At 54.7% G+C, this 24481-nt stretch carries 39 protein-coding genes; 22 read left to right on the top strand and 17 right to left on the bottom strand.

Annotated features, from left to right (window positions below):
* Window positions 1–72: 72 nt before the first annotated feature.
* The 16 genes from O1722_RS11355 to O1722_RS11430 all read right to left on the bottom strand — a co-directional run bounded on the left by O1722_RS11355 (window position 73) and on the right by O1722_RS11430 (window position 8339).
* Window positions 73–462: a Mor transcription activator family protein gene (locus tag O1722_RS11355; RefSeq protein WP_001281694.1), complete on the bottom strand. Its 390-nt coding sequence runs from the start codon at window positions 460–462 to the stop codon at window positions 73–75.
* Window positions 434–883: a gp16 family protein gene (locus O1722_RS11360; RefSeq protein ID WP_016240621.1), complete on the bottom strand. Its 450-nt coding sequence runs from the start codon at window positions 881–883 to the stop codon at window positions 434–436. Before O1722_RS11360 ends, O1722_RS11355 begins: the two co-directional genes overlap by 29 nt.
* A complete protein-coding gene (locus tag O1722_RS11365; RefSeq protein ID WP_000123379.1) occupies window positions 876–1091 on the bottom strand; it encodes a hypothetical protein in 216 nt (71 codons plus the stop codon). Before O1722_RS11365 ends, O1722_RS11360 begins: the two co-directional genes overlap by 8 nt.
* Entirely contained in the window at window positions 1081–1311 is a 231-nt protein-coding gene (locus O1722_RS11370; protein ID WP_016238301.1) for a hypothetical protein, read from the bottom strand. Before O1722_RS11370 ends, O1722_RS11365 begins: the two co-directional genes overlap by 11 nt.
* Window positions 1308–1991, bottom strand: coding sequence for a DUF2786 domain-containing protein (locus tag O1722_RS11375; protein WP_016240622.1), 684 nt, complete (start codon window positions 1989–1991; stop codon window positions 1308–1310). The genes O1722_RS11370 and O1722_RS11375 overlap by 4 nt, the downstream gene beginning before the upstream one ends.
* On the bottom strand, window positions 1988–2203 hold the full coding sequence (locus tag O1722_RS11380; RefSeq protein WP_000763553.1) for a hypothetical protein: 216 nt from the start codon (window positions 2201–2203) through the stop codon (window positions 1988–1990). The genes O1722_RS11375 and O1722_RS11380 overlap by 4 nt, the downstream gene beginning before the upstream one ends.
* 14 nt (window positions 2204–2217) lie before the next feature.
* Entirely contained in the window at window positions 2218–2514 is a 297-nt protein-coding gene (locus O1722_RS11385) for a nucleoside triphosphate pyrophosphohydrolase family protein (protein ID WP_001299260.1), read from the bottom strand.
* A 9-nt stretch (window positions 2515–2523) separates the two neighbouring features.
* The gene (locus O1722_RS11390) at window positions 2524–2796 is read right to left on the bottom strand and encodes a hypothetical protein (protein ID WP_001381531.1); all 273 of its coding nucleotides are present in this window, start codon (window positions 2794–2796) and stop codon (window positions 2524–2526) included.
* The gene (locus tag O1722_RS11395) at window positions 2793–2987 is read right to left on the bottom strand and encodes a hypothetical protein (protein WP_001295928.1); all 195 of its coding nucleotides are present in this window, start codon (window positions 2985–2987) and stop codon (window positions 2793–2795) included. Before O1722_RS11395 ends, O1722_RS11390 begins: the two co-directional genes overlap by 4 nt.
* A 97-nt stretch (window positions 2988–3084) precedes the next feature.
* Window positions 3085–3615, bottom strand: coding sequence for a host-nuclease inhibitor Gam family protein (locus O1722_RS11400; protein ID WP_001140136.1), 531 nt, complete (start codon window positions 3613–3615; stop codon window positions 3085–3087).
* Window positions 3616–3642: 27 nt separating this feature from the next.
* Window positions 3643–3912, bottom strand: coding sequence for a hypothetical protein (locus tag O1722_RS11405; RefSeq protein ID WP_000843446.1), 270 nt, complete (start codon window positions 3910–3912; stop codon window positions 3643–3645).
* Window positions 3913–3914: 2 nt separating this feature from the next.
* Window positions 3915–5081, bottom strand: coding sequence for an ExeA family protein (locus tag O1722_RS11410; protein ID WP_000960679.1), 1167 nt, complete (start codon window positions 5079–5081; stop codon window positions 3915–3917).
* Window positions 5082–5091: 10 nt separating this feature from the next.
* Window positions 5092–6861 (bottom strand): integrase catalytic domain-containing protein, encoded by a 1770-nt coding sequence (locus O1722_RS11415; RefSeq protein ID WP_001545516.1) that lies wholly within the window; start codon window positions 6859–6861, stop codon window positions 5092–5094.
* A 3-nt stretch (window positions 6862–6864) separates the two neighbouring features.
* Window positions 6865–7779, bottom strand: a complete 915-nt coding sequence (locus O1722_RS11420) for a DUF3102 domain-containing protein (RefSeq protein ID WP_000533821.1) — start codon at window positions 7777–7779, stop codon at window positions 6865–6867.
* 10 nt (window positions 7780–7789) lie between these two features.
* Complete coding sequence (locus O1722_RS11425; protein WP_000049025.1) at window positions 7790–8098, bottom strand: helix-turn-helix domain-containing protein; 309 nt, start codon at window positions 8096–8098, stop codon at window positions 7790–7792.
* A gap of 52 nt (window positions 8099–8150) precedes the next feature.
* A complete protein-coding gene (locus O1722_RS11430; protein WP_000200153.1) occupies window positions 8151–8339 on the bottom strand; it encodes a DNA-binding protein in 189 nt (62 codons plus the stop codon).
* A gap of 50 nt (window positions 8340–8389) precedes the next feature.
* On the opposite strand from O1722_RS11430, the gene O1722_RS11435 reads away from it, so the two are divergent.
* The 3 genes from O1722_RS11435 (at window position 8390) to O1722_RS11445 (ending at window position 10506) form a co-directional block, all read left to right on the top strand.
* A complete protein-coding gene (locus O1722_RS11435; RefSeq protein ID WP_001259268.1) occupies window positions 8390–8851 on the top strand; it encodes a helix-turn-helix domain-containing protein in 462 nt (153 codons plus the stop codon).
* Window positions 8848–9834, top strand: a complete 987-nt coding sequence (locus tag O1722_RS11440) for a hypothetical protein (RefSeq protein ID WP_000031883.1) — start codon at window positions 8848–8850, stop codon at window positions 9832–9834. Before O1722_RS11435 ends, O1722_RS11440 begins: the two co-directional genes overlap by 4 nt.
* A 90-nt stretch (window positions 9835–9924) precedes the next feature.
* Window positions 9925–10506, top strand: coding sequence for a hypothetical protein (locus O1722_RS11445; protein ID WP_000907412.1), 582 nt, complete (start codon window positions 9925–9927; stop codon window positions 10504–10506).
* Between the two features lie 37 nt (window positions 10507–10543).
* On the opposite strand, the gene O1722_RS11450 is transcribed toward O1722_RS11445, so the two are convergent.
* Window positions 10544–11020 (bottom strand): ABC transporter ATPase, encoded by a 477-nt coding sequence (locus O1722_RS11450; protein WP_000149906.1) that lies wholly within the window; start codon window positions 11018–11020, stop codon window positions 10544–10546.
* A gap of 130 nt (window positions 11021–11150) precedes the next feature.
* Between O1722_RS11450 and O1722_RS11455 the strand changes: the two genes are divergently transcribed.
* The 19 genes from O1722_RS11455 (at window position 11151) to O1722_RS11545 (ending at window position 24439) form a co-directional block, all read left to right on the top strand.
* The gene (locus tag O1722_RS11455; RefSeq protein ID WP_000793146.1) at window positions 11151–11501 is read left to right on the top strand and encodes a putative holin; all 351 of its coding nucleotides are present in this window, start codon (window positions 11151–11153) and stop codon (window positions 11499–11501) included.
* Between the two features lie 2 nt (window positions 11502–11503).
* Window positions 11504–12244, top strand: coding sequence for a transglycosylase SLT domain-containing protein (locus O1722_RS11460; protein WP_001104440.1), 741 nt, complete (start codon window positions 11504–11506; stop codon window positions 12242–12244).
* On the top strand, window positions 12228–12878 hold the full coding sequence (locus O1722_RS11465) for a lysis system spanin subunit (protein ID WP_016240623.1): 651 nt from the start codon (window positions 12228–12230) through the stop codon (window positions 12876–12878). The genes O1722_RS11460 and O1722_RS11465 overlap by 17 nt, the downstream gene beginning before the upstream one ends.
* Window positions 12875–13201 carry a membrane protein gene (locus O1722_RS11470; protein ID WP_000175097.1) on the top strand — a complete coding sequence of 109 codons (327 nt, stop codon included), beginning with the start codon at window positions 12875–12877 and terminating at the stop codon, window positions 13199–13201. Before O1722_RS11465 ends, O1722_RS11470 begins: the two co-directional genes overlap by 4 nt.
* On the top strand, window positions 13201–13512 hold the full coding sequence (locus O1722_RS11475) for a hypothetical protein (RefSeq protein ID WP_000227700.1): 312 nt from the start codon (window positions 13201–13203) through the stop codon (window positions 13510–13512). Before O1722_RS11470 ends, O1722_RS11475 begins: the two co-directional genes overlap by 1 nt.
* On the top strand, window positions 13512–14057 hold the full coding sequence (locus O1722_RS11480; RefSeq protein ID WP_000124060.1) for a DUF3486 family protein: 546 nt from the start codon (window positions 13512–13514) through the stop codon (window positions 14055–14057). The genes O1722_RS11475 and O1722_RS11480 overlap by 1 nt, the downstream gene beginning before the upstream one ends.
* A gap of 50 nt (window positions 14058–14107) precedes the next feature.
* Entirely contained in the window at window positions 14108–15649 is a 1542-nt protein-coding gene (locus tag O1722_RS11485; RefSeq protein ID WP_171822805.1) for a hypothetical protein, read from the top strand.
* Complete coding sequence (locus O1722_RS11490; protein WP_016240624.1) at window positions 15649–17145, top strand: DUF935 domain-containing protein; 1497 nt, start codon at window positions 15649–15651, stop codon at window positions 17143–17145. The genes O1722_RS11485 and O1722_RS11490 overlap by 1 nt, the downstream gene beginning before the upstream one ends.
* Complete coding sequence (locus O1722_RS11495; RefSeq protein WP_000117560.1) at window positions 17126–17947, top strand: phage head morphogenesis protein; 822 nt, start codon at window positions 17126–17128, stop codon at window positions 17945–17947. Before O1722_RS11490 ends, O1722_RS11495 begins: the two co-directional genes overlap by 20 nt.
* 2 nt (window positions 17948–17949) lie before the next feature.
* Window positions 17950–18408 (top strand): phage virion morphogenesis protein, encoded by a 459-nt coding sequence (locus tag O1722_RS11500; RefSeq protein WP_000135513.1) that lies wholly within the window; start codon window positions 17950–17952, stop codon window positions 18406–18408.
* Between the two features lie 214 nt (window positions 18409–18622).
* Window positions 18623–19738, top strand: coding sequence for a hypothetical protein (locus O1722_RS11505; protein WP_001273074.1), 1116 nt, complete (start codon window positions 18623–18625; stop codon window positions 19736–19738).
* A gap of 14 nt (window positions 19739–19752) precedes the next feature.
* Window positions 19753–20706: a major capsid protein gene (locus O1722_RS11510; RefSeq protein ID WP_001286905.1), complete on the top strand. Its 954-nt coding sequence runs from the start codon at window positions 19753–19755 to the stop codon at window positions 20704–20706.
* Between the two features lie 9 nt (window positions 20707–20715).
* Window positions 20716–21054, top strand: coding sequence for a DUF2190 family protein (locus tag O1722_RS11515; protein WP_000537457.1), 339 nt, complete (start codon window positions 20716–20718; stop codon window positions 21052–21054).
* A 1-nt stretch (window position 21055) separates the two neighbouring features.
* Window positions 21056–21502 (top strand): gp436 family protein, encoded by a 447-nt coding sequence (locus O1722_RS11520; protein ID WP_000271668.1) that lies wholly within the window; start codon window positions 21056–21058, stop codon window positions 21500–21502.
* The gene (locus O1722_RS11525) at window positions 21502–21966 is read left to right on the top strand and encodes a Gp37 family protein (RefSeq protein ID WP_001101804.1); all 465 of its coding nucleotides are present in this window, start codon (window positions 21502–21504) and stop codon (window positions 21964–21966) included. Before O1722_RS11520 ends, O1722_RS11525 begins: the two co-directional genes overlap by 1 nt.
* The gene (locus tag O1722_RS11530; RefSeq protein ID WP_000666498.1) at window positions 21966–22217 is read left to right on the top strand and encodes a hypothetical protein; all 252 of its coding nucleotides are present in this window, start codon (window positions 21966–21968) and stop codon (window positions 22215–22217) included. Before O1722_RS11525 ends, O1722_RS11530 begins: the two co-directional genes overlap by 1 nt.
* Complete coding sequence (locus O1722_RS11535; protein WP_016240625.1) at window positions 22207–23634, top strand: phage tail sheath subtilisin-like domain-containing protein; 1428 nt, start codon at window positions 22207–22209, stop codon at window positions 23632–23634. The genes O1722_RS11530 and O1722_RS11535 overlap by 11 nt, the downstream gene beginning before the upstream one ends.
* Window positions 23631–24155: a phage major tail tube protein gene (locus O1722_RS11540; RefSeq protein ID WP_162828734.1), complete on the top strand. Its 525-nt coding sequence runs from the start codon at window positions 23631–23633 to the stop codon at window positions 24153–24155. Before O1722_RS11535 ends, O1722_RS11540 begins: the two co-directional genes overlap by 4 nt.
* Window positions 24156–24157: 2 nt before the next feature.
* Window positions 24158–24439: a hypothetical protein gene (locus O1722_RS11545; RefSeq protein WP_044325560.1), complete on the top strand. Its 282-nt coding sequence runs from the start codon at window positions 24158–24160 to the stop codon at window positions 24437–24439.
* Window positions 24440–24481: the final 42 nt, after the last annotated feature.

The following is a 24481-nucleotide window of genomic DNA, read 5'->3' on the forward strand; positions in this document are numbered from 1 at the left end:
TAACCTTACAGTATGTGAAAATCAGACCGGCCCGAAAAAAAAACAGAACTCGCGCCAGCCTGATTGCAGATATTACTCTTTTTTCTCCGTATCTGCATCGGGTTCATCAGCAAATAGCTTGCCCTGCATCCGATCCAGTTCTTCTTTTCTTACCCGCTTAACCACGCTGTAGACCCACTGAAGCGAAACACCAAATTTGCGGGCCAGTTCGTGGTGGTTGCGTCCGTTAAACTCCCTGAAGATTTCCCGGTCGCGCTGACTGACCTTCCATACCATGCCCATCGGGAAATAAACGTTTTGCCCGCCCCAGACCTGCATCATTCGGTTCGCGACGGCCTGACCAATCTGGTCGGCAATTGCGGGCTCAATATCAATAATCTCGCGAACGGTCTCAGAGGTATGCTGTGCCAGTTCCACCAGGAGTTCCGGCCCTTTACTTCGAAACTGATTCAGGTCGCTCATGTTTTACTCCCGCAGCTCTGCGCTGCCACTTCTTCAGTTTCTCAATAACACTACTTGCCTGTTCAGTATTGAGCCAGCGCAGGGCGCTGATGCCCGTTTCCCGCTTGATCCACCGCGCTAATGCATTTTCTGAACGGTCACGAACAATGCCGGCAGCAGCCATTTCAAGCCATAGCGCACGGATTTTCCTGGACTGCGGATGGTTATCCAGCGGTAAACCGGAGCTGGCTTTTCCGGCAGGCTTAACGCGAAAGCCTTTCCTTTTCATGGATTCCAGCACGCAGTTTAGTTGTGTGGTATCCATTCCTTTGGTTGAGGCTTTACCGGTCAGCCCCTGTAACATCTGGCGGTAGGTGTCTTCATCCATACCCAGTTCATTACGGGCAATATGAATGAGCTGGATAAGACGTTGTTTAGTCATCATCGTTGCTCCTTTTACCTGCGCCACCGATATAATCGACATATAAAGGAAGCGCCACAGGCCAGCACAGGAACATCACCGACCAGCTAATCCAGTAGCCAGCACCACTGTAACGTGAATAAAACCCTGAACGGCGGTGCAGTTCAGCAGTACACCAACCGACAAAACAATACCAGAACAGGGCACATACAACAGATTCAGCAGTCATTCTGAATATCCCCCCAACTGATATGAATATTACGGGCAGCAATGACAGGGTCGTTATTCCACCATGCACCTGACATGTATTTTTCAACCTGTTCGCGTCCGGCAATAACACCAATTGTGATCCCCGGCCTGACGTTCTTAAAAAAGGCGCGGGCAAAAAGGTATCTGGCAGATATTCGGCAGGCTTTTAATTTCCGGCTTTTACCTGATAGCGTAATCATCTGGCCTCCAGTTTCTGTTGTTCCTGCCCACTGACCGGGCGGTGCAGTCTGACGTTCTGCCCTTCAAGAAACCCCGCATAGCGCGAGGCGTCGCCATTGCGGCTTCTTCCCGGTTTACGCGCTCTGGTGGTTTGCGTTTGCGGGTATTTATGTTCCAGCCACTGCTGCATCAGTTCACGTTCGTCATCGGTCAGGGCGAAGGACTGTATTTCACTGATAACGGCCAGCACCCAGCCTTCAGCAAACTGGTCACCACGGCTGGTACGGGTGGCAGTTTTTATTCTTTTGTTCTGTGCGCTGATATATTGCTGACGCGCCTTTTTCAGCTGGCGGGCCAGCACTTCCCAGGTGTATGCAGCCAGTGCCGCACGTTCCCGGTTGCCGTAGAACCCCACAGACGGATGCGTGCCGGGGTGAATGATGGAGTTAACACCAAATACCTCGCGGATGATGTTCATCAGGCCCAGCATGTAGCGCGGTGGACGGAGACTGCCTGTCGGCCAGTAGTGACTGATGGTTTCATCAATATCACTCATAGCAATGTCGGAATGTGTGATGCCGTGAACATCCATCAGTTTACGGGCTCGGCGCAGTGCCAGAGCGGCCTCGTGCGGGTTGCCGGATGCGGCCAGCGCCAGCAACTTTTTCAGTTTCTCAATGTGTTTATTCTGGTCTGTCATTGTTCTGTATCTCCGGTATTTTTCTGCCGTTTCCATGCCCGGACAGCGTCGGACAGCTCTTTCAGGCTGTATGCTGCTTTAAGCTTTTCCCATAACCACTGTGTTGTTATGTGCATCAGCAGGGCAGCCAGGGCTGCCCCCGCACTGAGGCATGTCGCCAGGCCAGTAAGAATCAGTATCCATGCGGTGATTTCCCTGAGTATGTCAGCCATTGAATGCCTCCCGGTTACTCGTTCGTGTAAATCACGCCCAGTCGTGCAGCCAGACGTTCCAGTTTTTTCTGTTTGTGGAAGTCAATCAGCCGGTCCATCCCCTGAAGGCGCAATTGCTCTGTCATGATTTCCACGTCTGCCAGCTCTGCCGCGAGGTCGCTTTCGCTGCCCTGTCCGTTCAGATTGCGGGCAGCACTGGCCGCCAGTTCAGCGGCCTCTTCTGTCAGTTTCAGGGCCTGTGCGTCCGGCCCGAAACGCTGCAGGGCCAGACGGTAGAGGGCGGTGCGGGTGAGTATGGTGTTCCGTGTCATGCCGCGCCCTCAGTGCTTCCGGCTGACGGTGATGTGCAGGCCGCCTTCTGCAGTGGTTTCCATCCGGTACGGCACCTCATGCGCTGCCGTGTGGGTTAGTGTGTTCACCAGTACCTGCAGGGCAGCCGCCTTTCCGTTGGTCGCCACAATGGCTTGAGCGGTCATGCTGATTAGCGCCGTCAGGACGTGCTTCACATCGGTGAGGTCGCGGCATTCACACTCGTTGACATAGTGTTCAACAAGGGTTCGGGTGCGCTGTCGTGCTTCCTGTGGGGTAATCATTGCGAGTCCTCCCTGTCAGGGCGGGAGAATTCCATGACGGGCACGTCTGCCGAAAAATGCTGGCTGCAGTACGGGCAGACCAGGGTGACGCGTACCGCAGGGATGTGGTATTTACCGGACATCACGGCGATGGCGCTGTGAAAACGCAGGGCTGTTATATCCCTCTCGCACTGAATACATTTAAATATCATGATTTAATTCTCCTCTGTTTCCGGCGTGCAGAAGCCCGCGGCGCTGACGTCGGAATAAAAAAGAAAATGTTTTTATTAAATAATTAACGTGGTGTGTTTACTGCACATCCTGCTCAAAAGGAATTATTGAAAAATCCTCAATGTCGCTTTTAATGGAAATACCGGGAATATTTTTCACGGCCTCTTTTTCATTCAGGATAGCGTCTTTATTTATTTCCTCTTTTACACGAATAAAGCGCTCAAGCCCCAGACGTCTCAGTAATTCAATAACATTATCCGCCCCACGGATACTGACTGATGGCGGACGGTTTCGCCACTGCACCTCGCCGGTGGTGAGGTTAGCGAACTTCACCTTCCCGTTGCCGGTCAGTTCATCACGGTGTGCCTCACACCATGTCTGAATACCGGACTGCAGTTCGGCCATGCGTTTTTTCAGGCTCTCGGTGAGCGGGGCATAACGTGCGGTGATATCGCCAATGGCGTCATTCATTTCTGTTTCAGCCCTGACCAGTTCACGTTGTGCGTCACCGAGTAGTCTGATTCCCTCAATGACCTCTTCACGTGTCCCCGGCACCCAGAGTGCTGCTGCGGCCTTGATACGTTTTGCACCTTTTGTACTTTTTGCCATTTTTTATGATTTCTCCAGTTGTGCTGATTACCACAAAGATTCCGGCCACACGACGCGACAGCCGTGCAGTTCGAAAACGCCCTGACGGAAATATCCCCTGTGGTCATGTCCGGTATACAGATAACAGGCCTTTCCCTGCTCAAGCATGCGCATGCAATGCGCACTCCGGGAAACGCGGATGACAGGTTTGTTACCCCTGATGGTGATGCTTTGTACATCCGTGTTCGTCGCCTTAAGCGCCATAATGGCTGACTGCACTTTGCTGATTTGCTGGTTGATACCTGTGGTGGATTTCATTATTAAACCCCTTTGACAACGTCAGCGTTGACCTGTGGAACCCCGATTTCAGCGGCCAGATTCATGGCGGCTATTACCAGGTTACTGACGGCCAGCGGATACAGCAGGCTGACCATATTTTTACGGTGACTTCCCGGATTGCTCAGGCGGGCACGTATGGCATCCACTGCACCGGCGTCCATAATGTCCGTCAGCTGTTTACCGGCCCGTTGCAGTTTGAACGTCAGAAATTCTTCAAGGTTATTGTCCAGAGGCAGAAGTTCGACCACCTCACAGCGCTGAACGACTTCACGGACTTCCATATTGCGTTCAGACAGTTTTGTCGCCAGTTCCGGCTGGCCAATCAGCACGATGGACAGCAGTTTTTTGAAACCGGACTCCAGCTCAAAAAAGCGTTTGAGGTGTTTCAGTGTCGGAATGGGCAGACTGTGGGCCTCCTCAATCACCAGAACGTGGCTGAACCCCGCCTGGCTGCTGTCTTTCAGGACGCGATGCAACTGGCGAAAACGGGCGTCCTGACTGCGTCTGATGCTTTCCAGTGGTGCGATGGTACTGATAATGGCTTCGGCAATAGCTGCTGCCTTCAGGGTTTTCCCTTTCACATCGTTGTCTTCCATAGCGATGATGTATGGCTCGATAACAATTACCGGCGCATTCTCGCGGTTGATACGTTCAGTCAGGTCGCGGCGCAGCGTGGATTTACCCGCACCGGACTCACCGATGACGGCCATAAACCCACCATGACGGGCTGTCTGGTACAGCGCCTCACGCACGTAGCGAATGTCCGGGGTGGTGAACACATCATCAGAACCCTGCATGGCTTCGTCGGCGAACGGGTCACGGAAAAGACCAAACGCTTTTTTGGTTGCTGGAAATAACACCTGTTTTTTGAGTAACATATTCTCTTCCTCACTGAGGCTCGTTTTATCTGTGGTACCCGCTGTACGGGGCGTGGCCGCGCCCTGTACAGCATCAAAACTCTTCGTTGTATCAATCCCCTGACTTTCCAGCCAGGACGCAAGACGCCGGCGCACTTCTCCGGGGCTGGTGCGGGGCCACGCGTTATGATTCACAATCTGGGCCAGCGTGGCCTCAGAAACATCGACAGCTCTCGCCACCACCGCCTGTGGAATACGGGCCTCTTTCAGTTGCTGCTTCAGTACCAGCATGTTTCCCTCCTCAGTTGCCGTTAACAATGCTGATAACACTGCTGCGGGCCGGTGTGGTCAGCGTGGCCATGACTTCATCCAGTGCGGCTTCCGGTACGCCGTCCGGGTACTGTGCCGTTAACTGGCGGTAATGTTCCGGCGTCCAGGTAAGGCCGTCGGCGCTGAACTTATCGCGCAGGGCTTTCGCGGCCTCCACATGAGTCATGGGACGTTGTTCAGTGCGCGGCCCGCGTACGTCAGAGGCCTGACCACGCTTCGGCATATAGGCCGGAAGTGTGGTGTCGTCGATATGTTTATACGGGTCAAGCCGCCCGCCGAACGGCAGCGCCTTCGCCTTGCGTGCGGCGGCTGCATCTGCGGCGTTGTCTGTACCGGTAACCAGCGCTTCGGTTTCTTTTGCCGCCATCTGTGCCGGGGTTTCCGGCAGGGCTTTGTAACTTTCGCCAAATACCGCCGCGCCTTCAGCAAAGCCAAACTCGTTCTTTCTGACCTCTTCGACCAGGAAGAACGTCTCGTGGCCGTCCTCACCGGTCAGAACCACCTGTGCCACATCGCTGCGCCATGGGTTACGGGTAATCATCAGTTTTTCACCAACCAGTACGCCCGGTACCGTTGATACGTCAAATTCAGTGCCCCGGAACGAGACACGAAGTTTTGGCGTGACTTTGCGGAGTTCTGGTGCCGCCACAGCCAGTTCACGACATACCTCAACGGAAGGCGCTTTTTTCAGCTGCTCAGCAGTAATCTTCAGCCAGATATCCGTGCGGGTTTTACCGTGGCGGCTGTGAACAGCCGTGGCGTTAAAGTGGCTGCGCCATTTCGCGGCCAGCGCGTTGAGTTCTTCCAGACTGTGAACCGGCCGGAACTTCAGACCCGGCTCCAGCTTGCGTTCGATAATGTCACGCGCCTTTTCCACCTGTCCGGTGGCGCGGGCGTTATGCGGCTTGTGCGCTATCAGGTCGATGCCCAGTGAGCGGCACATGTTTTTCGTCATACCCGCGGTGTTTGCCGAGCCGGGGTCGAGATAGAGTATTTTCGGCACGCCGTGCAGCACGTCTGCGCCGCCACGCTCCTGCATGGCGTTGATAAGCACAGAACACAGGTTCTCACCTGATTCCGCGCCCGTCACATACTCAACGTAAATCCAGCCGCTGGCATGGTCGGTAATCTCGTAACTCCACACGCGGTCACTGGCGATACGGGCAAGGTTAGCGGGCTTGTTCTTGTAGAACTTCGCGCTGTCCATCACCTGCAGCCCTTTATGTCCATTGCTCAGGTAGTAAAGCGTGCAGAGTGAGGCGTCAATCTGCCAGACATGATTGGGATGCAGACTGGCCACTTCGGTATGTGGTGCAGGGGCATCCAGTTGTTCCGGGTGCAGGCCATAGTTACGCAGAGCACGGCTGATGGCATCTTCAGACAACGGGAAAAACTCACTGGTGGTTTCATCTGTTCTGCCTGCGGTGATAAAGCCGTTAGCCCGCAGGGTTTCCACTGCATCTGCGATGGAATAGAGACGCTTACCGTTCTTGCGGGTGGCCTCACGCAGTGTGGCAGATATCAGCGCGGCTTCGTCGCGGGTCAGGGCGCTGCGCCCGGCATCGGCGCGTTTTTTGCGTTTATCAGTCACAGAGACCTCCTTCAGCCTGCGCAGCAGAGTGGCGCGGGACATGCCAAGTTCAGCACAGGCAGCGTCGTATATTGCACCGCGTTTACCATGCCCCGCGTCACGTGCCGCGCGGGCGACATAAACCAGTCGTTCAGTCAGGGCAGCATTCATTGGTTATGCCTCCAGCCCGTTAATCTGTGGCGTCGGCTCAGTCAGCCATGAAGGCGCTGCATTGCCTGTTGGCTCGTCCGGCAGGTCAAATGTGGAGCGCAGGCTACGCGCTGTGCTTTCCAGTTGACAGACCAGGCCTGCCATGAAGTCTCTGGGGGTATCAATCATGTTTTCAGCACAATATGCGCACAGCGTCTCAAAAGCGCTGGACAGTCGGACGGCGATAGCAGATTCCGCCTCAACCGCTAATGCTGTTACTTCCGCCCGCAGCTTCTTAACCTCCTCATCAGGCTCAGGCGGCTGAATACGGGATTTCTTCTCCAGTCTGGTGGAGAGTGAATCTATTTTTTCATTTTTGTCGGCGAGTACGCGCTGTTGTGCTGCGTTGGTTTCGCGCGCTTCGCGCAGGGCCTGACGCAATTCACGTACTGACATGCGATCAACGTCGTCAAGCGTCAGGCCGGCAACTGTGCCGCCGTCGGCCAATTCATCAAGTTCTTCATTATCCAGAACCATCAGGTCGTACAGTTTGGCTTTCCCCAAAACGCTCAACGTTGAGCGTTTTGTTGGCTCATCACCTTCTCCCAAAAACTTCATACTGGCTTGCATCATGCGGCGAGCAACTTGTGGTGCAAGTCCGAGTTCATTTTCTAAAATGTTTGTAAAATCACCGTGTGGCTCATTTTCTTTTAAGATGATCAGCCGCTTACCCGCTTCCAGCATAGATTCAGCACTCTGCGCCATATAAAAACGTGCTTCGTGAACAATGCGATCACGTTCATAAGGCAGTCCATCACCAAACTGCTGCATAATTTCCATGCGATGCTGTGTCATAGCGTTCAAATTGACATTGATGTTATCTGACAGCGGAACCTCAACATTCAGTTCAGTGTTAACGGGTGATTTGGTGCGTCCCATTGATTACTCCTTACAAACGACTACCTGAAATAACTCGTTGGTTGATTTCGTTAATACGATCCTGTGCACGCGCCATCTCGTGACTGTGAGCCATGGCGATCTGTAGTAACTGGATTCCCGGTGCGAAACGTCCGTTCTCTAATTTCATGGCCAGTCCCTCTTCAATAAGGGTATTAAGTGCTCGATTGATATTCGCCGGGGACTCCCCCAGGGCTGATGCCAGTTCACCGTTAGAAACACCGTTCAGAGCATGACCGCGTAGAGCTTTGAGTACACGTAGGATGCGGGTCCCAGAACTGGAAATATTTACTTTACTCATGTCACATTTCCATTTTTGCAATATGTGATAACCTGTTGCATATGTGGAAAATTTATGCCGCATTTGACGTGGGTTTTAATCCCAGTTTTACGGCAATTTCATGGGCTTTGCCGTAACGAGCTTTGGTCTGTCCATTGAGAACACGATAGACCTCATTGCGGCTGTAGCCGTGTTCTTCGGCCCAGCGGGTAAACGTGATACCACGCTGACGGAAGAGATTTTTAACTTGTTCGGAAGTCATTGTTGTCTCCTTTGTTGATGCAATGATGTTTGTTTTATATGTGATAGATTATGAGAACTATTGTTCTCATTGTCAATGAGGTTTATGTGAATTTTGATTCTCTTTGCGCGTCGCGGTTCAAAGCTGAGCGTTCGCGGTTATCACTCAAGCAGGCTGAAGTAGCAGCCCTTTGTGGCGTTTCAAGAGAAATGTGGGGGAAATATGAACGAGGGGTTGCTGTTCCCGGAGGTGAGTTACTTGCAGCCTTTGCAAGAATTGGGGCCAATGTACAGTTCATTCTTACCGGGGAGTCATCAGGTATAACTTTATCACGTGATGAAATGGAGTTACTGCAGCACTACCGGCAGGCACCATTACAGGTCAAAGGTTCAGTTTTGTCGGCCTTGACTACTGGCTCCTCCAGAGAACGGGCGGAACAGGTTATTCATGGAGATGTTCTGGGGAATGTTATCAAAGGTAACGTAACCATAGGAACAGGTGGAATAATGAACAAAAATACCAAGAGAAGATGAGTAAAGAGAAGCAAACAGTTAACGGGGATGTGGGTAACGTTGTCAGCGGTGATGTTACCATTCATAACTATTCTGCTGACATACTTCCTTCGGCCCAGCAACCAATTTCGTTGCTGCAAAAACGCGATTTACACAGATTGATGGATGAATTGGTTGATCTGGGGGAAAGTAAGCGCGAGCTATGGATGACGATCCACACGAAACTTAATACCAAAACAGTTAATGAAATGACTGCGGCTGATTATCATGGTGCGGTTGAGATCCTTCAGAGATATGCACAACAGATCCAGAATATGAAGGACTGTAATCTTCTGGTCAGCAAAATAATGGCGCTTACTGACCCTGGGTATCGTCTTGACCGTGACAGATACTGTCTGAAGCATTTCGGTACAACCCATCTTAAAGGCCTAGACAAAGAGCAGTTGCAGGCTGTGTTTGGTTATTTTGATGATCTGCTGAATATTCGTGATGAGAGTAAAACTCTATCACCTCCATCGGAAAGCGGTGCAAAATCAGTCGCAACTGTACCAACCAGAAGCCGGAAGCCTCATGTAGTAGTGTTGGGGGGAGTGTTAGTTCTTGTAGCAATATTTTTCGTGGGAATGATTGTGTTCGCTGGTAAATGGGGAAATGCCAAAGCAGTAGCTTCTACTGAAACCAGCGTTTTTAACATTAAAACCAACGATAAAATAATAGAAGATTCCATCCCCGCACTGCGCAGCATGTTTCCAGGGTTAAATAAGTACTCAGATGATTTCCATTCGGTTTCAAGCTACAAGCAAAAAACGGGCTGGCATACCCTTAAATTTACTGTATCAGCAAAGGCATCCGTCCCCGAAAATTATAGTGTTAAGGGCAAGGTTTGTTACATTAACATAAGCCCTGATGGTAGTTATGCTCGGGTTTTGACTGCTCCATGTCGTTCACTGCTACTTGATCAGCAAAGCACTCCTGACAGTAAATACCGTTTTATTCTTAAATAGAAAATAACAGCTGAATTACCATGGGATCAGAAAAAAGACAAAGGCGGCATCATGCTGCGTTCTGAAATTTTAATGTAAAAGGTGATGAACATGGCAGGGATTCAGGTTATCGCAGGAAGTTTTCCTAAAGGGTGGGCAAGCATGGGGTTCGGTACCATCGTGTTTGCCAAAAAACCAAAACAAGGCTTTCCTGAAAATATTGTATTAAATCTGAAAGAAGAGCTTTTATCGATTGAACTTGCGGATAGTGAAGAGGAAAGCCGTATAGGTAAGGCGGCAGGCGCAGGTTTGCTTGGTGGATTAATCTTTGGTGGTGCAGGGTTGGTCATTGGAGGTTTGCTTGGTGCGGCGGACAAGACGAAAAAAACTATCACTTTTAAGGCAATGTTTACGGGAAATAGGTTACTTCTGGCTAAAACAGATTCAAAAACTTTTGTAAAACTTCAGTCAATTGCTGCTGATAATGCCCATAACGCATCTGTAATCAACATGAAGCAAACTAACAGGGGCGATGTTTCTTCTCGTAAACAACTAACAGAAAATCCACAGCAGCAAGACTTACCTGCGCCCGCTACAACAGTAAAAATGACTGCCAAAGATAAGTTAGAATCGGCTCTTGGGCTGGGAATCATCGTTATAGCTGTTTGGGCAATAATACACTTCTTTTTTTAGTGCAGCCCTTCAGGGCTGTTTCTGTTCAGGAGGTATCTTAAGGATTATCCGGGGCGTTTTCCTGTTTGCCGTACTTCGGAGACGAACAACATTCTGTTGGCTGACCGGTGAGTTTACGTAACTCCTTCATGAGCAGCTCCTGATCGTAAACTGTCATCAGTGCCGCAATGGTGGCATGCAGTGCATCGGGCAGTATCCAGGGTTGCCGGCCCGTGGGGCATATAACATCCAGCAGCTCATTCGTCCGACAGATACGCTCCTCGCCGTATGACAACAGGCCCTGTCCCGTGTATTCCTCCAGCCTGATCACTGTGCCACCCCGTGGCTTCTGCCAGGTCGTCAGATCTTCGCCATTCATACGGCGCTCATTCTCCACGTCAGCAGCATCGACAATGACGCTGTTTCCGAGTTCCTGTTTCACCATCTCTTCTATCCGCGCCAGTACGTAACTTTTACCGCTGCCCACAGGACCGGACACAGTGACAGTGATGACCGGATTCAGTGTGTGCGTCATATCGTATTCTCCTCTGTGAATAATTCATCGTTTATCCTGCACATCCCGTATCCCCGGCTCTCTTAACGCGCTTTAAAATCCTTCGCGCCCTGTATTTGTGATGCTGTCTCCACCAGATAAGGAGACACACATGAAAAACCTGAAAAAATTCATTCCCCCTGTTAAAAAACCTCGCCTCAGCGGCTGGCTGCTGACCTCAGTGCTGTTGCTGGGCACCATCGCTCTGGTCTCACCACAGCAGCTGCCTGTTGTGATCTACAAGCTGGCACTCATCACGCTGGCAGCAGTGCTGGGTTACTGGCTTGACCGTTCGCTCTTCCCCAAAGCCCGTCCCGGTCAGTACCTGAAACATGACGACAGGCTGATGGCTGAAGGGCGTTTCCCGGTACAGACCGGCCTTCACCTGGTGTTTTCTGCTGCGTTAATCCGCCGTGCACTGATTGTTGCAGCGGTCTGCCTGGCTGTTGCGATGGGGCTTTAATCATGAACTGGCCGCAGATCACCTGGATTGTATGCATGTCCCTGAAACTGGCTTTCGAAGCCTTTCGGGTCTTCATCAGAACCGAACGCCTGTCAGTCCGCGCCGGGACCTTTCTGGTTCATATGGCATGGGTATTCTTTGTCGCAATGTTGCTCTGGTGTGGCGGCTTTTTTAGCCAGGCATGCGCAGCACAACCTCCGCAGGCTGCGCTGCAGTATCGCGATGATGTGATCCGTAATGCCCGGCTTGAATGGGGACTGTCTGCGCCGGTGGCCGATTTCGCCGCGCAACTGCATCAGGAAAGCGGCTGGCGACCTGATGCGATCTCGCCGGCTGGCGCTCAGGGACTGGCGCAGTTCATGCCTGCCACTGCCGACTGGATAAGCCAGTTGATACCGATGCTGAGCAGTCGTGAGCCGTTTAATCCGGCATGGGCTATCCGGGCGCTGGTCAGCTATGACCGCTGGCTGTGGCAGCGTGTCAGCGCCGCCAGTGACTGCGAGCGTATGGCCATGACACTGTCGGGCTATAACGGTGGTCTGGGCTGGGTACAACGGGACAGGCGGCTTGCATCACAGAAAGGTCTGGACAGCACCCGCTGGTTCGGACATGTCGCCACGGTGAATGCCGGACGCAATGCGGCCAGCTGGCGGGAGAACCGCCATTATCCGCAGCGCATCCTGCGCGAACTGGCACCGCGATATCTCACATGGGGAGGCAGCAGTTGTGTGGCATCTGGTTAAAAAGCTGCCGTGGCGCGGCATTCTGCTGGCCATTCTTATCAATGCCTTTCTGGTCGGCCTGTATGCCATGGGATACAGAAGTGGTCATGACTCTGCAAAGCGTGACGGTGATACCGCGCTCAGTCAGTTGCAGTCAGCATTTGACGCGTACAAAACGGAGCAGGCAACGCTTGAGAATGCTGCGCTGCGGACCTGGGCCAGACGGTATCAGGAGCAGGTGGCCGCCGGGCAGCGGGCTGAAGCCAGTTATCTTGAGCAGATTGCTCAACTGGAGAGCCGGAATAAACAACTACAGGGGCAAATTAACGATGTCACACAGCGCTGGATTGATGAAAAAGGTAAGAGCCATCCCATTGAGTGCGTGTTTACTCGCGGTTTCGTGCGCCAGTACAACGCCGCACTCGGATATGACAACGCATCCGTCGACACCGGTCATTCAGACTCAGTTGCCGCCGCTGGCACCCGCTCTGGCACAGCGACCGGGCAACCTGAAACCACTGACACCCGGTTACGCGATTCGGGTGTCTCCCAGCGTGACGTTCTCGCCAACATCATCGACAACGCAGGACAATGTCGTCGCTGGCGGAACCAGATAAACGCGTTACTGGATGAACGGGAAGGATTACAGAAATGACACTGCAGGTTGAATTCTGGACGGTGGTGAGTTTTCTGCTCACCTTCATGGGGTTTGTGGGAGGGCTCGCCAAATGGTTGTTCAGTAAAACAGAAGAACGCCAGGCGGCACGATTCGCCTCCCTTGAACAGGCCCTGCAACAATCCGCCTCCAACTGGGGCGAGCTGGAAAAAGAATTTATGCGATTTAAAGCGGATTTACCGCTGAATTATGTCCGTCGAGAGGATTATATCCGTGGCCAGACAGTCATTGAGGCCAAACTGGACGCGCTTTATAACAAACTGGAAGTGGTACAGCAGTACCGCAATACCGGAGGTCAATAATGGTCGATATTACCCGGGTACGCCGCGAATCCCTGCGCTGGAGTCTGCTGGTTGCCCTGAACAAGACCCGCCCTTACACCGCCAGCGAGACGCTGCTGCTGGATGTGTCCCGTGCCATCTACCCGGACACCACACCGCTGGAACTGCGCCGCGAACTGGATTATCTGGCTGACCGTAAAATGGTTGATCTGGAGAAAAAACCTTCTGGCGACTGGTTTGCTGACCTGACCCGCCTCGGCGTAGACCTGGTGGAATACACCGTGGAATGTGGTCCGGGTATTGCCCGCCCGGAAAAGTACTGGAGTGAATAATGGCCAGACGCAGCACAATAGAAAAGCTGCCGGAAGATGTGCGCCGCTGGCTTGAACGGGCGCTGACTGAATCCGGCTTCAGCGGGTATAACGAGCTGGAGTCCCTGCTGCGTGAGCGGGGGTACGTCATCAGCAAATCCGCTATCCATCGCTATGGACAGAAGATTGAGCGCCGCTATGGTGCTATCCGTGCGGCAACAGAAGCGGCCCGCATGCTGACCGAAGGCGCAGCAGACGATCAGGATGCGCGTTCGGAGGCTGTGATAGCCCTTATTCAGACCGAGCTGTTCGAGAGTATTGTCCAGTTGCAGGAGGCGGAAGAAGGCGAAGTCGATCCTAAAGAACGCGTGGCCCTGCTGTCGAAGGTGGCGAAGAATGTGGCTACGCTGTCCCGCGCGTCCGTCAACCTCAAAAAGTTCCAGTCTGAAGTACGGGCCAGAGCGCAGCAGGCAGCCAGCAACGCCGAGAAAATTGCCCGTAAGGGGGGACTGTCAAGCGACGCAGTACAGGCGCTTCGTCGCGAGATTCTGGGGATTGCCACATGACAAAATCATCCGGAGTGATTTTAAACGCCGCTGGCGGTGGCCCCGAAGGGATGAGTCCCATGGACGGGAGGAATAACCTTGCTCCCGTTTTGCCTGATACCTCGGCGCTGGATGCTCCTCCCGTTCTGTTGCCTTACCAGCAGCGCTGGGTGGCAGACACCTCTCCGCTTAAGGTGATAGAAAAGAGCCGTCGTACCGGTATTACATGGGCTGAGGCATCCGATAACGTACTGACCGCCGCCTCTTCTGCGCCAGCAGGCGGGATGAATGTGTATTACATCGCTTATAACCAGGACATGACCGTCGAATACATTCAGGCGTGTGCGATGTGGGCACGGGCATTCAACTATGCGGCCAGTGAAATTGAAGAAGGATTCTGGGAAGAGGACGACGACGACAAACACATCAGGACTTACACCATCAAATTTCCTGACTCCGGCTTTCGTATTGTTGCGCTCTCCAGCCGCCCGTCTAACCTGCGTGGCCGTCAGGGTATTATTGTTATCGACGAAGCGGCGTTCCATGAGCAACTGGACGAACTGCTGAAAGCGGCGCTGGCGATGCTTATCTGGGGGGGAAAGGTACGCGTTATCTCCACCCATAACGGTGACGACAATCCGTTCAATACGCTTATCGGGGATATCCGTGCCGGACGTCAGGGAGGCAGCATACATCGCATCACTTTCCGGGAAGCCGTATCTGAGGGGCTGTTCCGGCGCGTCTGTCTGCGCACCGGGAAGGAATGGTCGGAGGCATCCGAGCAGGCCTGGATGGCATCGGTGTACAAATTCTACGGTGCCGGCGCATCCGAAGAGCTTGACTGTATTCCGGCCAACGGTGGCGGTGCCTGGCTGTCCCGTGCCCTGATAGAGTCCCGCATGTCCGCTGATACGCCGGTATTGCGTCTGACCTGCAAGGAAGGTTATGAACTGCTGTCTGATGAGGTTCGCTTCCGCGAGACGCAGGACTGGCTTGATGAGTATCTGAAACCCTTGCTGGAGGCACTCCCCACTGATGCCCGCTCTTTCCTGGGGCGCGACTTTGGCCGTAGCGGTGATTTGTCGGTGGACTATCCCCTGCTGCAGGAGAAGAACCTGGTACGACGCGTGCCATTCGTACTGGAGCTGCGTAACGTGCCGTTCAGACAGCAGGAGCAAATCACCTGGTATCTGATGGATGGCCTGCCCGGTCTGCTGGGTGCAGCGTTTGATGCCCGTGGTAATGGTGCCTATCTGGCTGAATACGCCATGCAGCGCTACGGCTCCAGCCGGGTTCAGCAGGTGATGCCAACCGAAGGCTGGTACCGGGAGCATATGCCTCCGGTCAAAGCTGCACTGGAAGACGGTAACCTGGTGGACTTACCAAAGGATGAAGACACACTGGATGACCTGCGGGCCGTTCAGGTGGTGAACGGTGTCCCCCGCGTACCGGAGCAACGCTCAAAAGCAAAGGCTGACGGTGGTAAACGCCACGGGGATTCAGCCATCGCACTGGCGCTGGCGTATTTCGCCAGCCGTGAAATTAACAAAGGGCCGGTGAAGGCAAGCTCACGCCGTCGTCGTCAGGCGGCCCGTATGCTGGAGGGATTCTGATGGCGAGGGGTATCTGGGTTTCACCCGATGAATTTGTTGCTTTTTCTGAGCCTCAGAAATCACTGACCGCGCAGATTGCCTCCCGCAGCCGCGCGATCGACTTTTACGGACTGGGCATGTATCTGCCCAATCCTGATCCCATTCTCAAGGCTCAGGGACGGGATATCCGTATCTACCGCGAACTGCGCACCGACCCGCTGGTCGGGGGCTGTATCCGCAGACGTAAAGCAGCGCTTAAATCGCTGGAGCGTGGACTGGAGCGTGGTCACGCCTCTGCCCGGGTCTTCCGTTTCATCCGCGACATGCTCGACGATCTGGATCTGTCCCGCATCATCGGTGAAATGAGCGATGCCGTGCTCTACGGGTATCAGCCCTGTGAAATCATGTGGGGCCGTTCGGTCAGGTCGTGGGCGGTGACGGATATTGTCGGCAAACCGCCTGAGTGGTTTCAGTTTGATACGGACAACTGCCTGCGCTTCCGGGCGCGTGATGCGGGTGTGGAGGGTGAGCTGCTGTCACCGTCAAAATTCGTGGTGCCGGCACAGGATGCCTCGTATGACAATCCTTACGGTTTCCCGGACCTGTCCATGTGCTTCTGGCCGGTCGCCTTCAAGAAAGGCGGGATGAAATTCTGGCTCCGCTTTGCCGAAAAGTTTGGCTCCCCGTGGGTGATCGGTAAGCACCCGAGGGGCGCAAATGATGCAGAGATTGAAAAACTGCTGGACTCCATGGAGCAGATGGTGGAGGACGCGGTGGCCGCCATCCCCGATGACAGCAGTATTGAGCTCAGGGCAGCGGATGGCAAGGCAGACAGCAGCGAGGTATTTCGCGAGCTGATCACACTGTCACGCAGTGAGATCTCCATTGCATTACTTGGTCAGAATCAGACCACGGAAGCGAACAGTAACAAGGCCTCTGCACAGGCCGGGCTGGAGGTAACGGCTGATATCCGCGATGCGGATGCGGACATCATTCAGGCAGCAGTGAATCAGGTTATCAGAACGGTGGTCACCCTGAACTTCGGCGATGTGCCGTGTCCGGTCTGGGCCATGTGGGAACAGGAGACCATTGATGACACCCGCGCCACCCGCGACGAAAAACTCACCCGGGCGGGTCTGCGTCTGACCCCGCAATACTTTAAGCGTGAGTACCAACTGCAGGACGGCGATATTGACGAGACATCACCGTCGGAACGCCAGAATAACATGCTGCCGCTGTCATTTGCCGAGGCGATTGATGCCGATATTCAGGCTCAGCAGCAGCTTGACGACGCGCTGGACATTCTGATGAACGGAGGTGTGTTAAATGGCACGCTGGAACCCGTCCTGGCACCTCTGTTTAAGCGGGTCGAAAACGGGGTTAACCCGACTGAGCTGCTGGGCGAACTGGCGGAGCTCTACCCTCAGATGAACACGGACGATCTGCAGGAACGGCTGGCCCGTATTCTCTTTGTGGCAAATATCCGGGGACGTCTGCATGAGCGTGACAACGGCTGAACTGGCGTACTGCATGACGCTTCCCCCGAAGCGGGCAGTCAGTTACCTGAAGTCCAAAGGGTATCAGATTACCTGGGACTGGGAAGAAATGTGGCAGGAGGCCCATGCCCGCGCCTTTACCGTTGCTAAAGTGACCCGCCTGGATATCCTGGAAGATATTCGCGGGGCACTGCAGCAGGCTGTCGATGAAGGAAAAACCGATCGCTGGTTCCGGCAGGAGCTGGAGCCGGTGCTGAAGCGTAAGGGATGGTGGGGACCACGTGACACGACTGACCCGGTAACGGGTAAGCCGGTCACCATTCAGCAGGGCAGTCCGTGGCGGCTCGATACCATCTTTCGCACCAATATGTCCGTACTCTACAGCGCCGGTCGTTGGGCGGAACAGATGGAAAACGTCGACGACAGGCCGTACTGGATGTATACCGGCATCAACGACAGCCATACCCGCAGGAGCCATCTGGCGCTGCATGGTCTGGTGCTGCGCTGGGATGACCCGTTCTGGCAGGCATTTTACCCGCCGAACGGCTGGCGCTGCCGCTGTAGTGTGATTGCCCTGAGTGCGGCGGATGTACGTGCCCGTGGCCTGAAGGTTATCAGCTCCGGCTCTGCCATGGGCCAGGAACTGAAACTGGTCTCAGAGAAAACCGGCGAAATGCGGAACGTGGCCACCTTTAATACCGGCACCACGAAGGTGACCACCGACGTCGGCTGGTCTTATGCACCGGGGGCAGCATACCGTCCCGACCTGGCCCGCTATCAGGGTACGCTTCAGCCACTGGCACAACAGGAACTGAGAGGATAACAATGGCTTCCGATAACCTGGTCAGTATCACCATTAACGATAAATCCCTGCGCCGGAGCCTCCGTGCGCTGGATCTTGCTGCCACAGACCTGGAGCCCGCGATGCGCAAAATCGCCGGAACCCTGCTGGCGGAAACACAGTTTAACTTTCTTGATGAGGGGCGTCCGGGGTGGATCCCCTCGCTGGCAGCGGAAGAACGTGACGGGCAGACACTGCAGGATACCGGGCGTCTGATGGGGTCAGTATCAACCGACCATGACGACCGGCAGGCTGTTGTGGGGACCAACGTTGTTTACGGTGCCATTCACCAGTTCGGGGGTAAAACGGGGCGTAATGAGTCTGTTGAACTTCCGGCCCGCCCGTTCCTGCCGGTGACGGGGGATGGAGAACTACAGCCTGAAGTGGTAATCCCCATCCTCGATACCATTGTCCGCCATCTTGAATCAGCGGCCCGTCGCTGAGTTTTCTCTCTTCAGGCGGGTGATTTATCATTGCCAGCGAATGAGGGGCTGTATTACCTTTATAAAGGCTTTACAGCCTCTGTTTTATAACCGCCTCCGGTTCACCGCATTGCTTTCCCTGTCCTTCTCCCCTGATGTTTTCTAAAGCAGATTAAAATCGCCGGGCCTGCATTTCTCACAAACTGTCTCCGACAACATAACGCGGGACAGCAAAATGTCAGCCATTCACATTTTTAAAGCCGGTACTCATACCGATATGCACGGCAAAAAACTGCCGTTCACGCCAGACGATCTTGCCGCCTGCGTGAAAGCCTATGACCCGTCCGTCCATGAAGCACCACTCGTGATTGGTCATCCCAGAACGGAAGACCCGGCGTGGGGCTGGGTGAAAGCCCTGTCGCTCAGCGGCGTCGATCTGATGGCAGAGCCTGCCCAGCTGGACCCGCAGTTTGCTGAGATGGTCACCGACGGACGATTCAAAAAAGTGTCCGCCTCTTTCTACCTCCCGGATTCACCGTCCAATCCGAAGCCCGGCGTGCTCTACCTTCGCCATGTGGGCTTTCTCGGGGCACAGCCACCTTCCGTCAAGGGGCTGAAACAGGTGTCCTTCAGTGAGCAGGAAGAAGGTGTGGTGGAGTTCGCCGACTGGCAGGCCATCACGAATGCCTCCCTGTGGGGAAAGCTGCGCGATTTTCTGATCGCCCGCTTCAGTCTGGACGAGGCAGAAAAAGTCCTGCCGGAATGGCAGCTCAACAGTCTGCGCGAAGAGGCGTACCGCGACACACTGTCGCAGGATGCAGCAGGTGCACAATTCAGTGAGACAGGCCCGGGGCCGTCTTCCGCAAGTAACGAGGAATCATCGATGACAAAAGAAGAGATTGAAGCCCTTCAGGAGGAGAACCGCCGCCTGAAGCAGCAGGCTGCTGATCGCGATGCGCGTGATGCACAGGTCAGACAGGAGCAACTGCATAAGGACAATGTGGCCTTTGCAGAAAAACTGGTCGCAGAGGGCCGTCTGGCTCCCCGCGCCTCCTCCGTGGTGGTTGCCCTGCTGGATGCCGTCGCCGGTGGCGACAAGCCGGTGGAGTTTGCTGAGGGGGAAAGCCGCACACCGCTGGCCACCGCCTTTCGTTCATTGCTCTCCGACGGGGAGCCGGTGATGAATTTCGCCGAACAGGCCACAAAAGAGCGTGTCGGCGACACGGTGAAGGTGGATGTGGCAGAGTTTGCGGAAGCCGATCCTGAGCGTCTGGCCCTGCATCAGAAAGCAGTGGCCCTGTCCAAAAAAGAAGGCATCAGCTATGAGGCTGCTGTCGCACGCTGCCTGTAATTTAAGGAGAGAGCATGTCTGATTACTTAAAAGGTAAACGTGTCGTTGATCCGGTACTGACCAGTATCGCCCGTGGCTATAAAAATGCCGCATTCATCGGCGAACGTATTTTCCCCGTCGTGCTGACGGACAAGGAAGGCGTGCGTGTACCGACCTTCGGGAAAACCGCCTTTGTGGAATATGACACCGAGCGTGCCGTCGGGGCGGACAGCAATGTTCTGGTCCGTGAAAAAACAGGCACGCTGGACCTGGTGCTGGGTGAACACGATCTGGCTGCGCCGGTGGACTATCGCGAGCAGGCGGAGTCCATGTTTAACGAAGAGAGCAAGGCCATCCGTCGCGCCACGAATGGCGTGAACCTGCGCCGTGAACTTATCGCTGCCCGTCTGGCTCAGGATGAAAAGGTCTACCGTACCGGGCACGTTAAAAAACTGACAGCCGGCGACCGCTGGGCCGGTGGTAAGGGGGACCCCATCGGGGTAATTGAAGCCGGTATGGAAGCGGTCCGTACGGCCACGGGGCTGCGTCCTAACCTGATGACCATGGGGGCCGGCGTGATGGCGCTGCTGAAGTTCCACCCGGCAATTCAGGCAGCCATCGGAGCCAACGAACGCAAGCGCATCACCACGGAGATCCTGCAGGACCTCTTTCAGATCGAAGAGATCGTCATCGGTGCTCCTGTCTCCCTGCCGTCCATGAAAGCGGCAATGGATAAGGACAGCGTGCCGACGGATATCTGGGGAGACAATCTGATGCTGCATTACGTCGGCAAGCCGCAGCCGGGGGCGGACAGCGCGGACGAGAACGAGCCGTCCTTCGGCTACACCCTGCGCCGTAAGGGGATGCCTGTTGCCGACAAGTACGACGGAGCCGGCGGCAAGGTGAAGTACTGCCGTTATACCGATATCTACAAAGTCGCCGTGGTTGGTGGCGATGCCGGGTATCTCATTACCGGTATCAGTAAATAAGGAGGCGTTATGGGAACCACTCAGCAGGTCATTCTGATCACAACCGTAACGGCAGGGGCCGCACTGGCACAGCAGCGTTTTGTCGGGGCAGATAATACCCCCTGTAAAGCCGGTGCCGCAGCGCTCGGGGTTGCCGAAGTGGATGCTGTTACCGGCGACAGCACGCCGGTGAGCGTTCTGGGCATTATTGCTGTCGAGGCCGGGGCCGCTGTCAGCCGTGGTGTGGCTGTTCAGTCAGATGCTCAGGCCAGAGCCGTGCCGCAGTCCGGCGACGGTAAATCCTGTGGTATTGCACTTGATGAAGCCGGGGGTGAAGGCGACGTCATTCGTATCCTGCGCGGGGTGTGACATGTACTGCACCCTGGAGGATTTGCTTGCGCAGGTGCCGGAACGAACGCTGATCGAGCTCACCAGTGAAGAGATGGACTTCGACTCGCCTGCAACAGTGAATACCCGTGTGGTGGACAGCTGTATCCGCTATGCCGACGAGCTGATTGATGCCCATCTGCGCGGACGCTATATCCTGCCACTGGCAGAGATACCGACTGTTCTGCGGGACATTGCCATCACGCTGGTCCGTTACCGGCTCTACGCCCGCCGCCCGGAAGGTGACCTCCCGGATACGGTGAAGGATGACCACAAAGAAGCGCTGCGGCAACTCAGGGAGTTACGTGATAACAGGCTCACGCTGGGGCTGCCGTCCACTCAGAAAGATGTGCCTGAGCCTGGCGAGTTTCGTGTACGCAGCCGCCCGGCCACTTTCGGCGGTCGTGACGGTTTACTGGAGAAATACTGATGAACGTTCTGCCCGTCCTTGATGCGGTACTGGCCCGGTTACGCGAGAAGCTGCCGCAACTGCAGGTGGAGTACTTCCCGGAGAAACCGGCTGAATATCGCCTGAACCATCCGGTTGGCGCGTTGCTGCTGAGCTATGCCGGTTCGCGCTTTGACAGGCCGGATGATACCGGTGCGGTGATCCAGTCTCAGACTATCCAGCTCTGCGTCACGGTGGTCTTCCGCCAGCTCAACGGTAAAAAAGGGGCGATTAATGTCCTGGATGCTGTCCGCCGCATTCTCGGCGGCCACACCCCGCCCGGCTGCCGCCGCCGTATCTGGCTGACCCGCGAGGTGTTTATCGGTGAAGTCAGGGGGCTGTGGCAATACGCCCTCGACTTCGCGACTGAAAGCGTCTTTATCGAAGACAGCGATTTACCGTCCGGCCCGCTGTTAACCGAAGTGAACTATGAGGAAAGCGAGTGATGAAAGAATACCGCTATTCCGGCCCGGCCAGCGGCGTCACGCTGTCGGACGGAACCGAAATCCTGCTCTGGCCGGGGAAGACGGTTTCCCTGCCGGAGGAGCATGACTACGTGAAGGTACTGGTGGCGCTGAAGCATCTGACGCCGGTACCAGAAGATACTAAACCCGCCGTCACACCGGCTGTGCAGTCACCAAAGCGCAGAAGCAGCAGTGACAGCGAAGTGAAAACGGAGGACTCCCATGGCAGCTAACTATCTGCATGGCGTCGAAACCATTGAGGTGGAAAACGGAGCCCGCCCGGTTAAAACGGTGAAATCTGCCGTTATTGGCCTGATTGGTACCGCCCCGATGGGGGATGTCAATACGCTGGTACAGTGCCTGTCTGAGAAAGACGCTGCGGCATTTGGCAGCCAGTTCACCGGCTTTACCATTCCGCAGGCGCTGGATGCGATTTATGACCATGGTGCAGGCACCGTTCTGGTCATTAACGTACTCGATCCGTCTGTGCATAAAATCGCTGTGGTCAGTGAGAATGTGTCGTTCGACAAGGCGACAGGCAGAGCCCGGCTGGCTAATCCGGTGGTCGCGCAGCTGGTACTGAAACCGGACAGCGACGGTCAGCCTTATGTTGAAGGTCAGGACTACTCGCTTGATGCACAGACCGGGGTGATTACTAACCTGGGTAAAAGCATTGCTGCAGATGCAACGGTGAAGGCCAGCTATAACTATGCTGATCCGACCAAAGTCACCCCGGCTGATATCATCGGTACCGTTAACGCTGCAGGCAACCGTACCGGCATGAAGCTGCTTAACGACAGTTTTAACCTGTTTGGCTACTTCGCCAAAATCCTGATTGCTCCGGTATTCTGCACCCAGAACAGCGTCTCGGTTGAGCTTATCGCCATGGCTGAGAAACTGGGAGCAGTAACCTATATTGATGCTCCGGTTGGTACCACTTTTGCGCAGGCTCTGGCGGGACGTGGCCCGGAAGGCACCATTAACTTTAATACCAGCTCTGACCGTGTCCGCCTGTGCTACCCGCATGTGAAGGTATATGACCCGGTGACGAACACGGAGCGTCTGGAGCCACTGAGCCAGCGTGCGGCGGGCCTGCGTGCCAAAGTCGACCTGGACAAAGGGTACTGGTGGTCATCCTCCAATCAGGAAATTCTGGGGATCACCGGCGTGGAGCGCCAGCTGTCGGCAATGATTGACGATCCGCAGAGCGAGGTGAACCTGCTTAACGAACAGGGGATCACCACGGTATTCAGCAGTTACGGCAGCGGCCTTCGTCTGTGGGGTAACCGGACGGCAGCATGGCCAACGGTCACCCATATGCGTAACTTTGAGAACGTTCGCCGCACCGGTGATGTGATCAACGAGTCCATTCGTTACTTCAGCCAGCAGTACATCGACATGCCGATTACTCAGGCGCTGATTGATGCACTGACGGAGTCGGTCAACGCCTACGGTCGCAAAATGACTGGTGATGGTGCGGTACTGGGCTTCCGTTGCTGGTTTGATCCGGCCCGCAATCCGGAGACGGAGCTGGCCGCCGGGCACCTGTTGCTGAGCTACAAATATACGCCACCACCGCCGCTGGAGCGACTGACGTTTGAGACTGAAATCACCTCGGAATACCTGTTAACCCTGAAAGGGGGCAACTGATGTCAAAGATTGAGATAAACCGAATCACGAATGCCAACATCTATCTGGATGGTACTAACCTGCTGGGACGGGCTGAGGAAGTTAAACTCCCCGATGTCTCCATGATTATGCAGGAGCACAAGGCACTGGGGATGGTGGGTAAGGTGGAACTCCCGGCTGGTTTTGACAAACTGGAAGGCGAAATCAAATGGAACAGCTTTTACCGCGATGCGATGTTGTCTGCCGCGAACCCGTACAAGTCGCTGGCGCTGCAGTGTCGCTCCAGCGTCCAGCGCTACAGCTCGCAGGGGCTGATCGACGAAATCCCGCTGGTCACCTTCCTGACAATTATGTTCAAGAAGAACCCGCTGGGGACGTTCAAACAGCACGAGAACGCCGAGTTCTCCAGTAGCTTCACCTGCACGTATATCAGACAGGTACTGGATGGTGAAGAGTTGCTGCAACTGGACTATCTGGCCAACATCTTCCGCGTCGGTGGCGTTGATCAACTGACTGACTATCGAATCAATATCGGGGGCTGACGGTGAGTGTTGAACTGACTGACAAAGGAGGGCGATGTGCGTCACTGGGCATGTCAAATGGTACGTGGTTTACCCTCCTTGATATTCCGGGGGTGGAAACCCTTTTTAATACCCGTAAAACCAATGACCCGATTGACTGCACACGTTCAAAGGCCCGCAAACTGGCGGATTTGATTGAAGCATGGGAGCCTCCCGACCACTGGTTCTCCGGCACCGGCAAATCTGAGGGAAAGACGCTTCTCATCGCTTTCCTGCGTAACTGCAAGGGGTTTCGCACTTGCTGACATCACAGGGGCTCTGGCCCCTTCTTCTTAATCTCCTTTAAT

The organism is Enterobacter cloacae complex sp. HYC003_NIDB, from assembly GCF_056673375.1.

Excerpts from the sequence above, each read along its gene's own strand:
- O1722_RS11435 (WP_001259268.1), top strand. The coding sequence starts at position 8,390 with ATGAGAACTATTGTTCTCATTGTCAATGAGGTTTATGTGAATTTTGAT.
- O1722_RS11400 (WP_001140136.1), bottom strand. The coding sequence starts at position 3,615 with ATGGCAAAAAGTACAAAAGGTGCAAAACGTATCAAGGCCGCAGCAGCA.
- O1722_RS11375 (WP_016240622.1), bottom strand. The coding sequence starts at position 1,991 with ATGACAGACCAGAATAAACACATTGAGAAACTGAAAAAGTTGCTGGCG.
- O1722_RS11515 (WP_000537457.1), top strand. The coding sequence starts at position 20,716 with ATGGGAACCACTCAGCAGGTCATTCTGATCACAACCGTAACGGCAGGG.
- O1722_RS11525 (WP_001101804.1), top strand. The coding sequence starts at position 21,502 with ATGAACGTTCTGCCCGTCCTTGATGCGGTACTGGCCCGGTTACGCGAG.
- O1722_RS11470 (WP_000175097.1), top strand. The coding sequence starts at position 12,875 with ATGACACTGCAGGTTGAATTCTGGACGGTGGTGAGTTTTCTGCTCACC.
- O1722_RS11390 (WP_001381531.1), bottom strand. The coding sequence starts at position 2,796 with ATGATTACCCCACAGGAAGCACGACAGCGCACCCGAACCCTTGTTGAA.
- O1722_RS11365 (WP_000123379.1), bottom strand. The coding sequence starts at position 1,091 with ATGACTGCTGAATCTGTTGTATGTGCCCTGTTCTGGTATTGTTTTGTC.
- O1722_RS11355 (WP_001281694.1), bottom strand. The coding sequence starts at position 462 with ATGAGCGACCTGAATCAGTTTCGAAGTAAAGGGCCGGAACTCCTGGTG.
- O1722_RS11455 (WP_000793146.1), top strand. The coding sequence starts at position 11,151 with ATGAAAAACCTGAAAAAATTCATTCCCCCTGTTAAAAAACCTCGCCTC.
- O1722_RS11530 (WP_000666498.1), top strand. The coding sequence starts at position 21,966 with ATGAAAGAATACCGCTATTCCGGCCCGGCCAGCGGCGTCACGCTGTCG.
- O1722_RS11420 (WP_000533821.1), bottom strand. The coding sequence starts at position 7,779 with ATGGGACGCACCAAATCACCCGTTAACACTGAACTGAATGTTGAGGTT.
- O1722_RS11440 (WP_000031883.1), top strand. The coding sequence starts at position 8,848 with ATGAGTAAAGAGAAGCAAACAGTTAACGGGGATGTGGGTAACGTTGTC.
- O1722_RS11445 (WP_000907412.1), top strand. The coding sequence starts at position 9,925 with ATGGCAGGGATTCAGGTTATCGCAGGAAGTTTTCCTAAAGGGTGGGCA.
- O1722_RS11395 (WP_001295928.1), bottom strand. The coding sequence starts at position 2,987 with ATGATATTTAAATGTATTCAGTGCGAGAGGGATATAACAGCCCTGCGT.
- O1722_RS11480 (WP_000124060.1), top strand. The coding sequence starts at position 13,512 with ATGGCCAGACGCAGCACAATAGAAAAGCTGCCGGAAGATGTGCGCCGC.
- O1722_RS11505 (WP_001273074.1), top strand. The coding sequence starts at position 18,623 with ATGTCAGCCATTCACATTTTTAAAGCCGGTACTCATACCGATATGCAC.
- O1722_RS11385 (WP_001299260.1), bottom strand. The coding sequence starts at position 2,514 with ATGACACGGAACACCATACTCACCCGCACCGCCCTCTACCGTCTGGCC.
- O1722_RS11380 (WP_000763553.1), bottom strand. The coding sequence starts at position 2,203 with ATGGCTGACATACTCAGGGAAATCACCGCATGGATACTGATTCTTACT.
- O1722_RS11490 (WP_016240624.1), top strand. The coding sequence starts at position 15,649 with ATGGCGAGGGGTATCTGGGTTTCACCCGATGAATTTGTTGCTTTTTCT.
- O1722_RS11475 (WP_000227700.1), top strand. The coding sequence starts at position 13,201 with ATGGTCGATATTACCCGGGTACGCCGCGAATCCCTGCGCTGGAGTCTG.
- O1722_RS11430 (WP_000200153.1), bottom strand. The coding sequence starts at position 8,339 with ATGACTTCCGAACAAGTTAAAAATCTCTTCCGTCAGCGTGGTATCACG.
- O1722_RS11415 (WP_001545516.1), bottom strand. The coding sequence starts at position 6,861 with ATGAATGCTGCCCTGACTGAACGACTGGTTTATGTCGCCCGCGCGGCA.
- O1722_RS11495 (WP_000117560.1), top strand. The coding sequence starts at position 17,126 with ATGAGCGTGACAACGGCTGAACTGGCGTACTGCATGACGCTTCCCCCG.
- O1722_RS11535 (WP_016240625.1), top strand. The coding sequence starts at position 22,207 with ATGGCAGCTAACTATCTGCATGGCGTCGAAACCATTGAGGTGGAAAAC.
- O1722_RS11510 (WP_001286905.1), top strand. The coding sequence starts at position 19,753 with ATGTCTGATTACTTAAAAGGTAAACGTGTCGTTGATCCGGTACTGACC.
- O1722_RS11520 (WP_000271668.1), top strand. The coding sequence starts at position 21,056 with ATGTACTGCACCCTGGAGGATTTGCTTGCGCAGGTGCCGGAACGAACG.
- O1722_RS11450 (WP_000149906.1), bottom strand. The coding sequence starts at position 11,020 with ATGACGCACACACTGAATCCGGTCATCACTGTCACTGTGTCCGGTCCT.
- O1722_RS11485 (WP_171822805.1), top strand. The coding sequence starts at position 14,108 with ATGAGTCCCATGGACGGGAGGAATAACCTTGCTCCCGTTTTGCCTGAT.
- O1722_RS11370 (WP_016238301.1), bottom strand. The coding sequence starts at position 1,311 with ATGATTACGCTATCAGGTAAAAGCCGGAAATTAAAAGCCTGCCGAATA.
- O1722_RS11460 (WP_001104440.1), top strand. The coding sequence starts at position 11,504 with ATGAACTGGCCGCAGATCACCTGGATTGTATGCATGTCCCTGAAACTG.
- O1722_RS11405 (WP_000843446.1), bottom strand. The coding sequence starts at position 3,912 with ATGAAATCCACCACAGGTATCAACCAGCAAATCAGCAAAGTGCAGTCA.
- O1722_RS11410 (WP_000960679.1), bottom strand. The coding sequence starts at position 5,081 with ATGCTGGTACTGAAGCAGCAACTGAAAGAGGCCCGTATTCCACAGGCG.
- O1722_RS11500 (WP_000135513.1), top strand. The coding sequence starts at position 17,950 with ATGGCTTCCGATAACCTGGTCAGTATCACCATTAACGATAAATCCCTG.
- O1722_RS11360 (WP_016240621.1), bottom strand. The coding sequence starts at position 883 with ATGACTAAACAACGTCTTATCCAGCTCATTCATATTGCCCGTAATGAA.
- O1722_RS11425 (WP_000049025.1), bottom strand. The coding sequence starts at position 8,098 with ATGAGTAAAGTAAATATTTCCAGTTCTGGGACCCGCATCCTACGTGTA.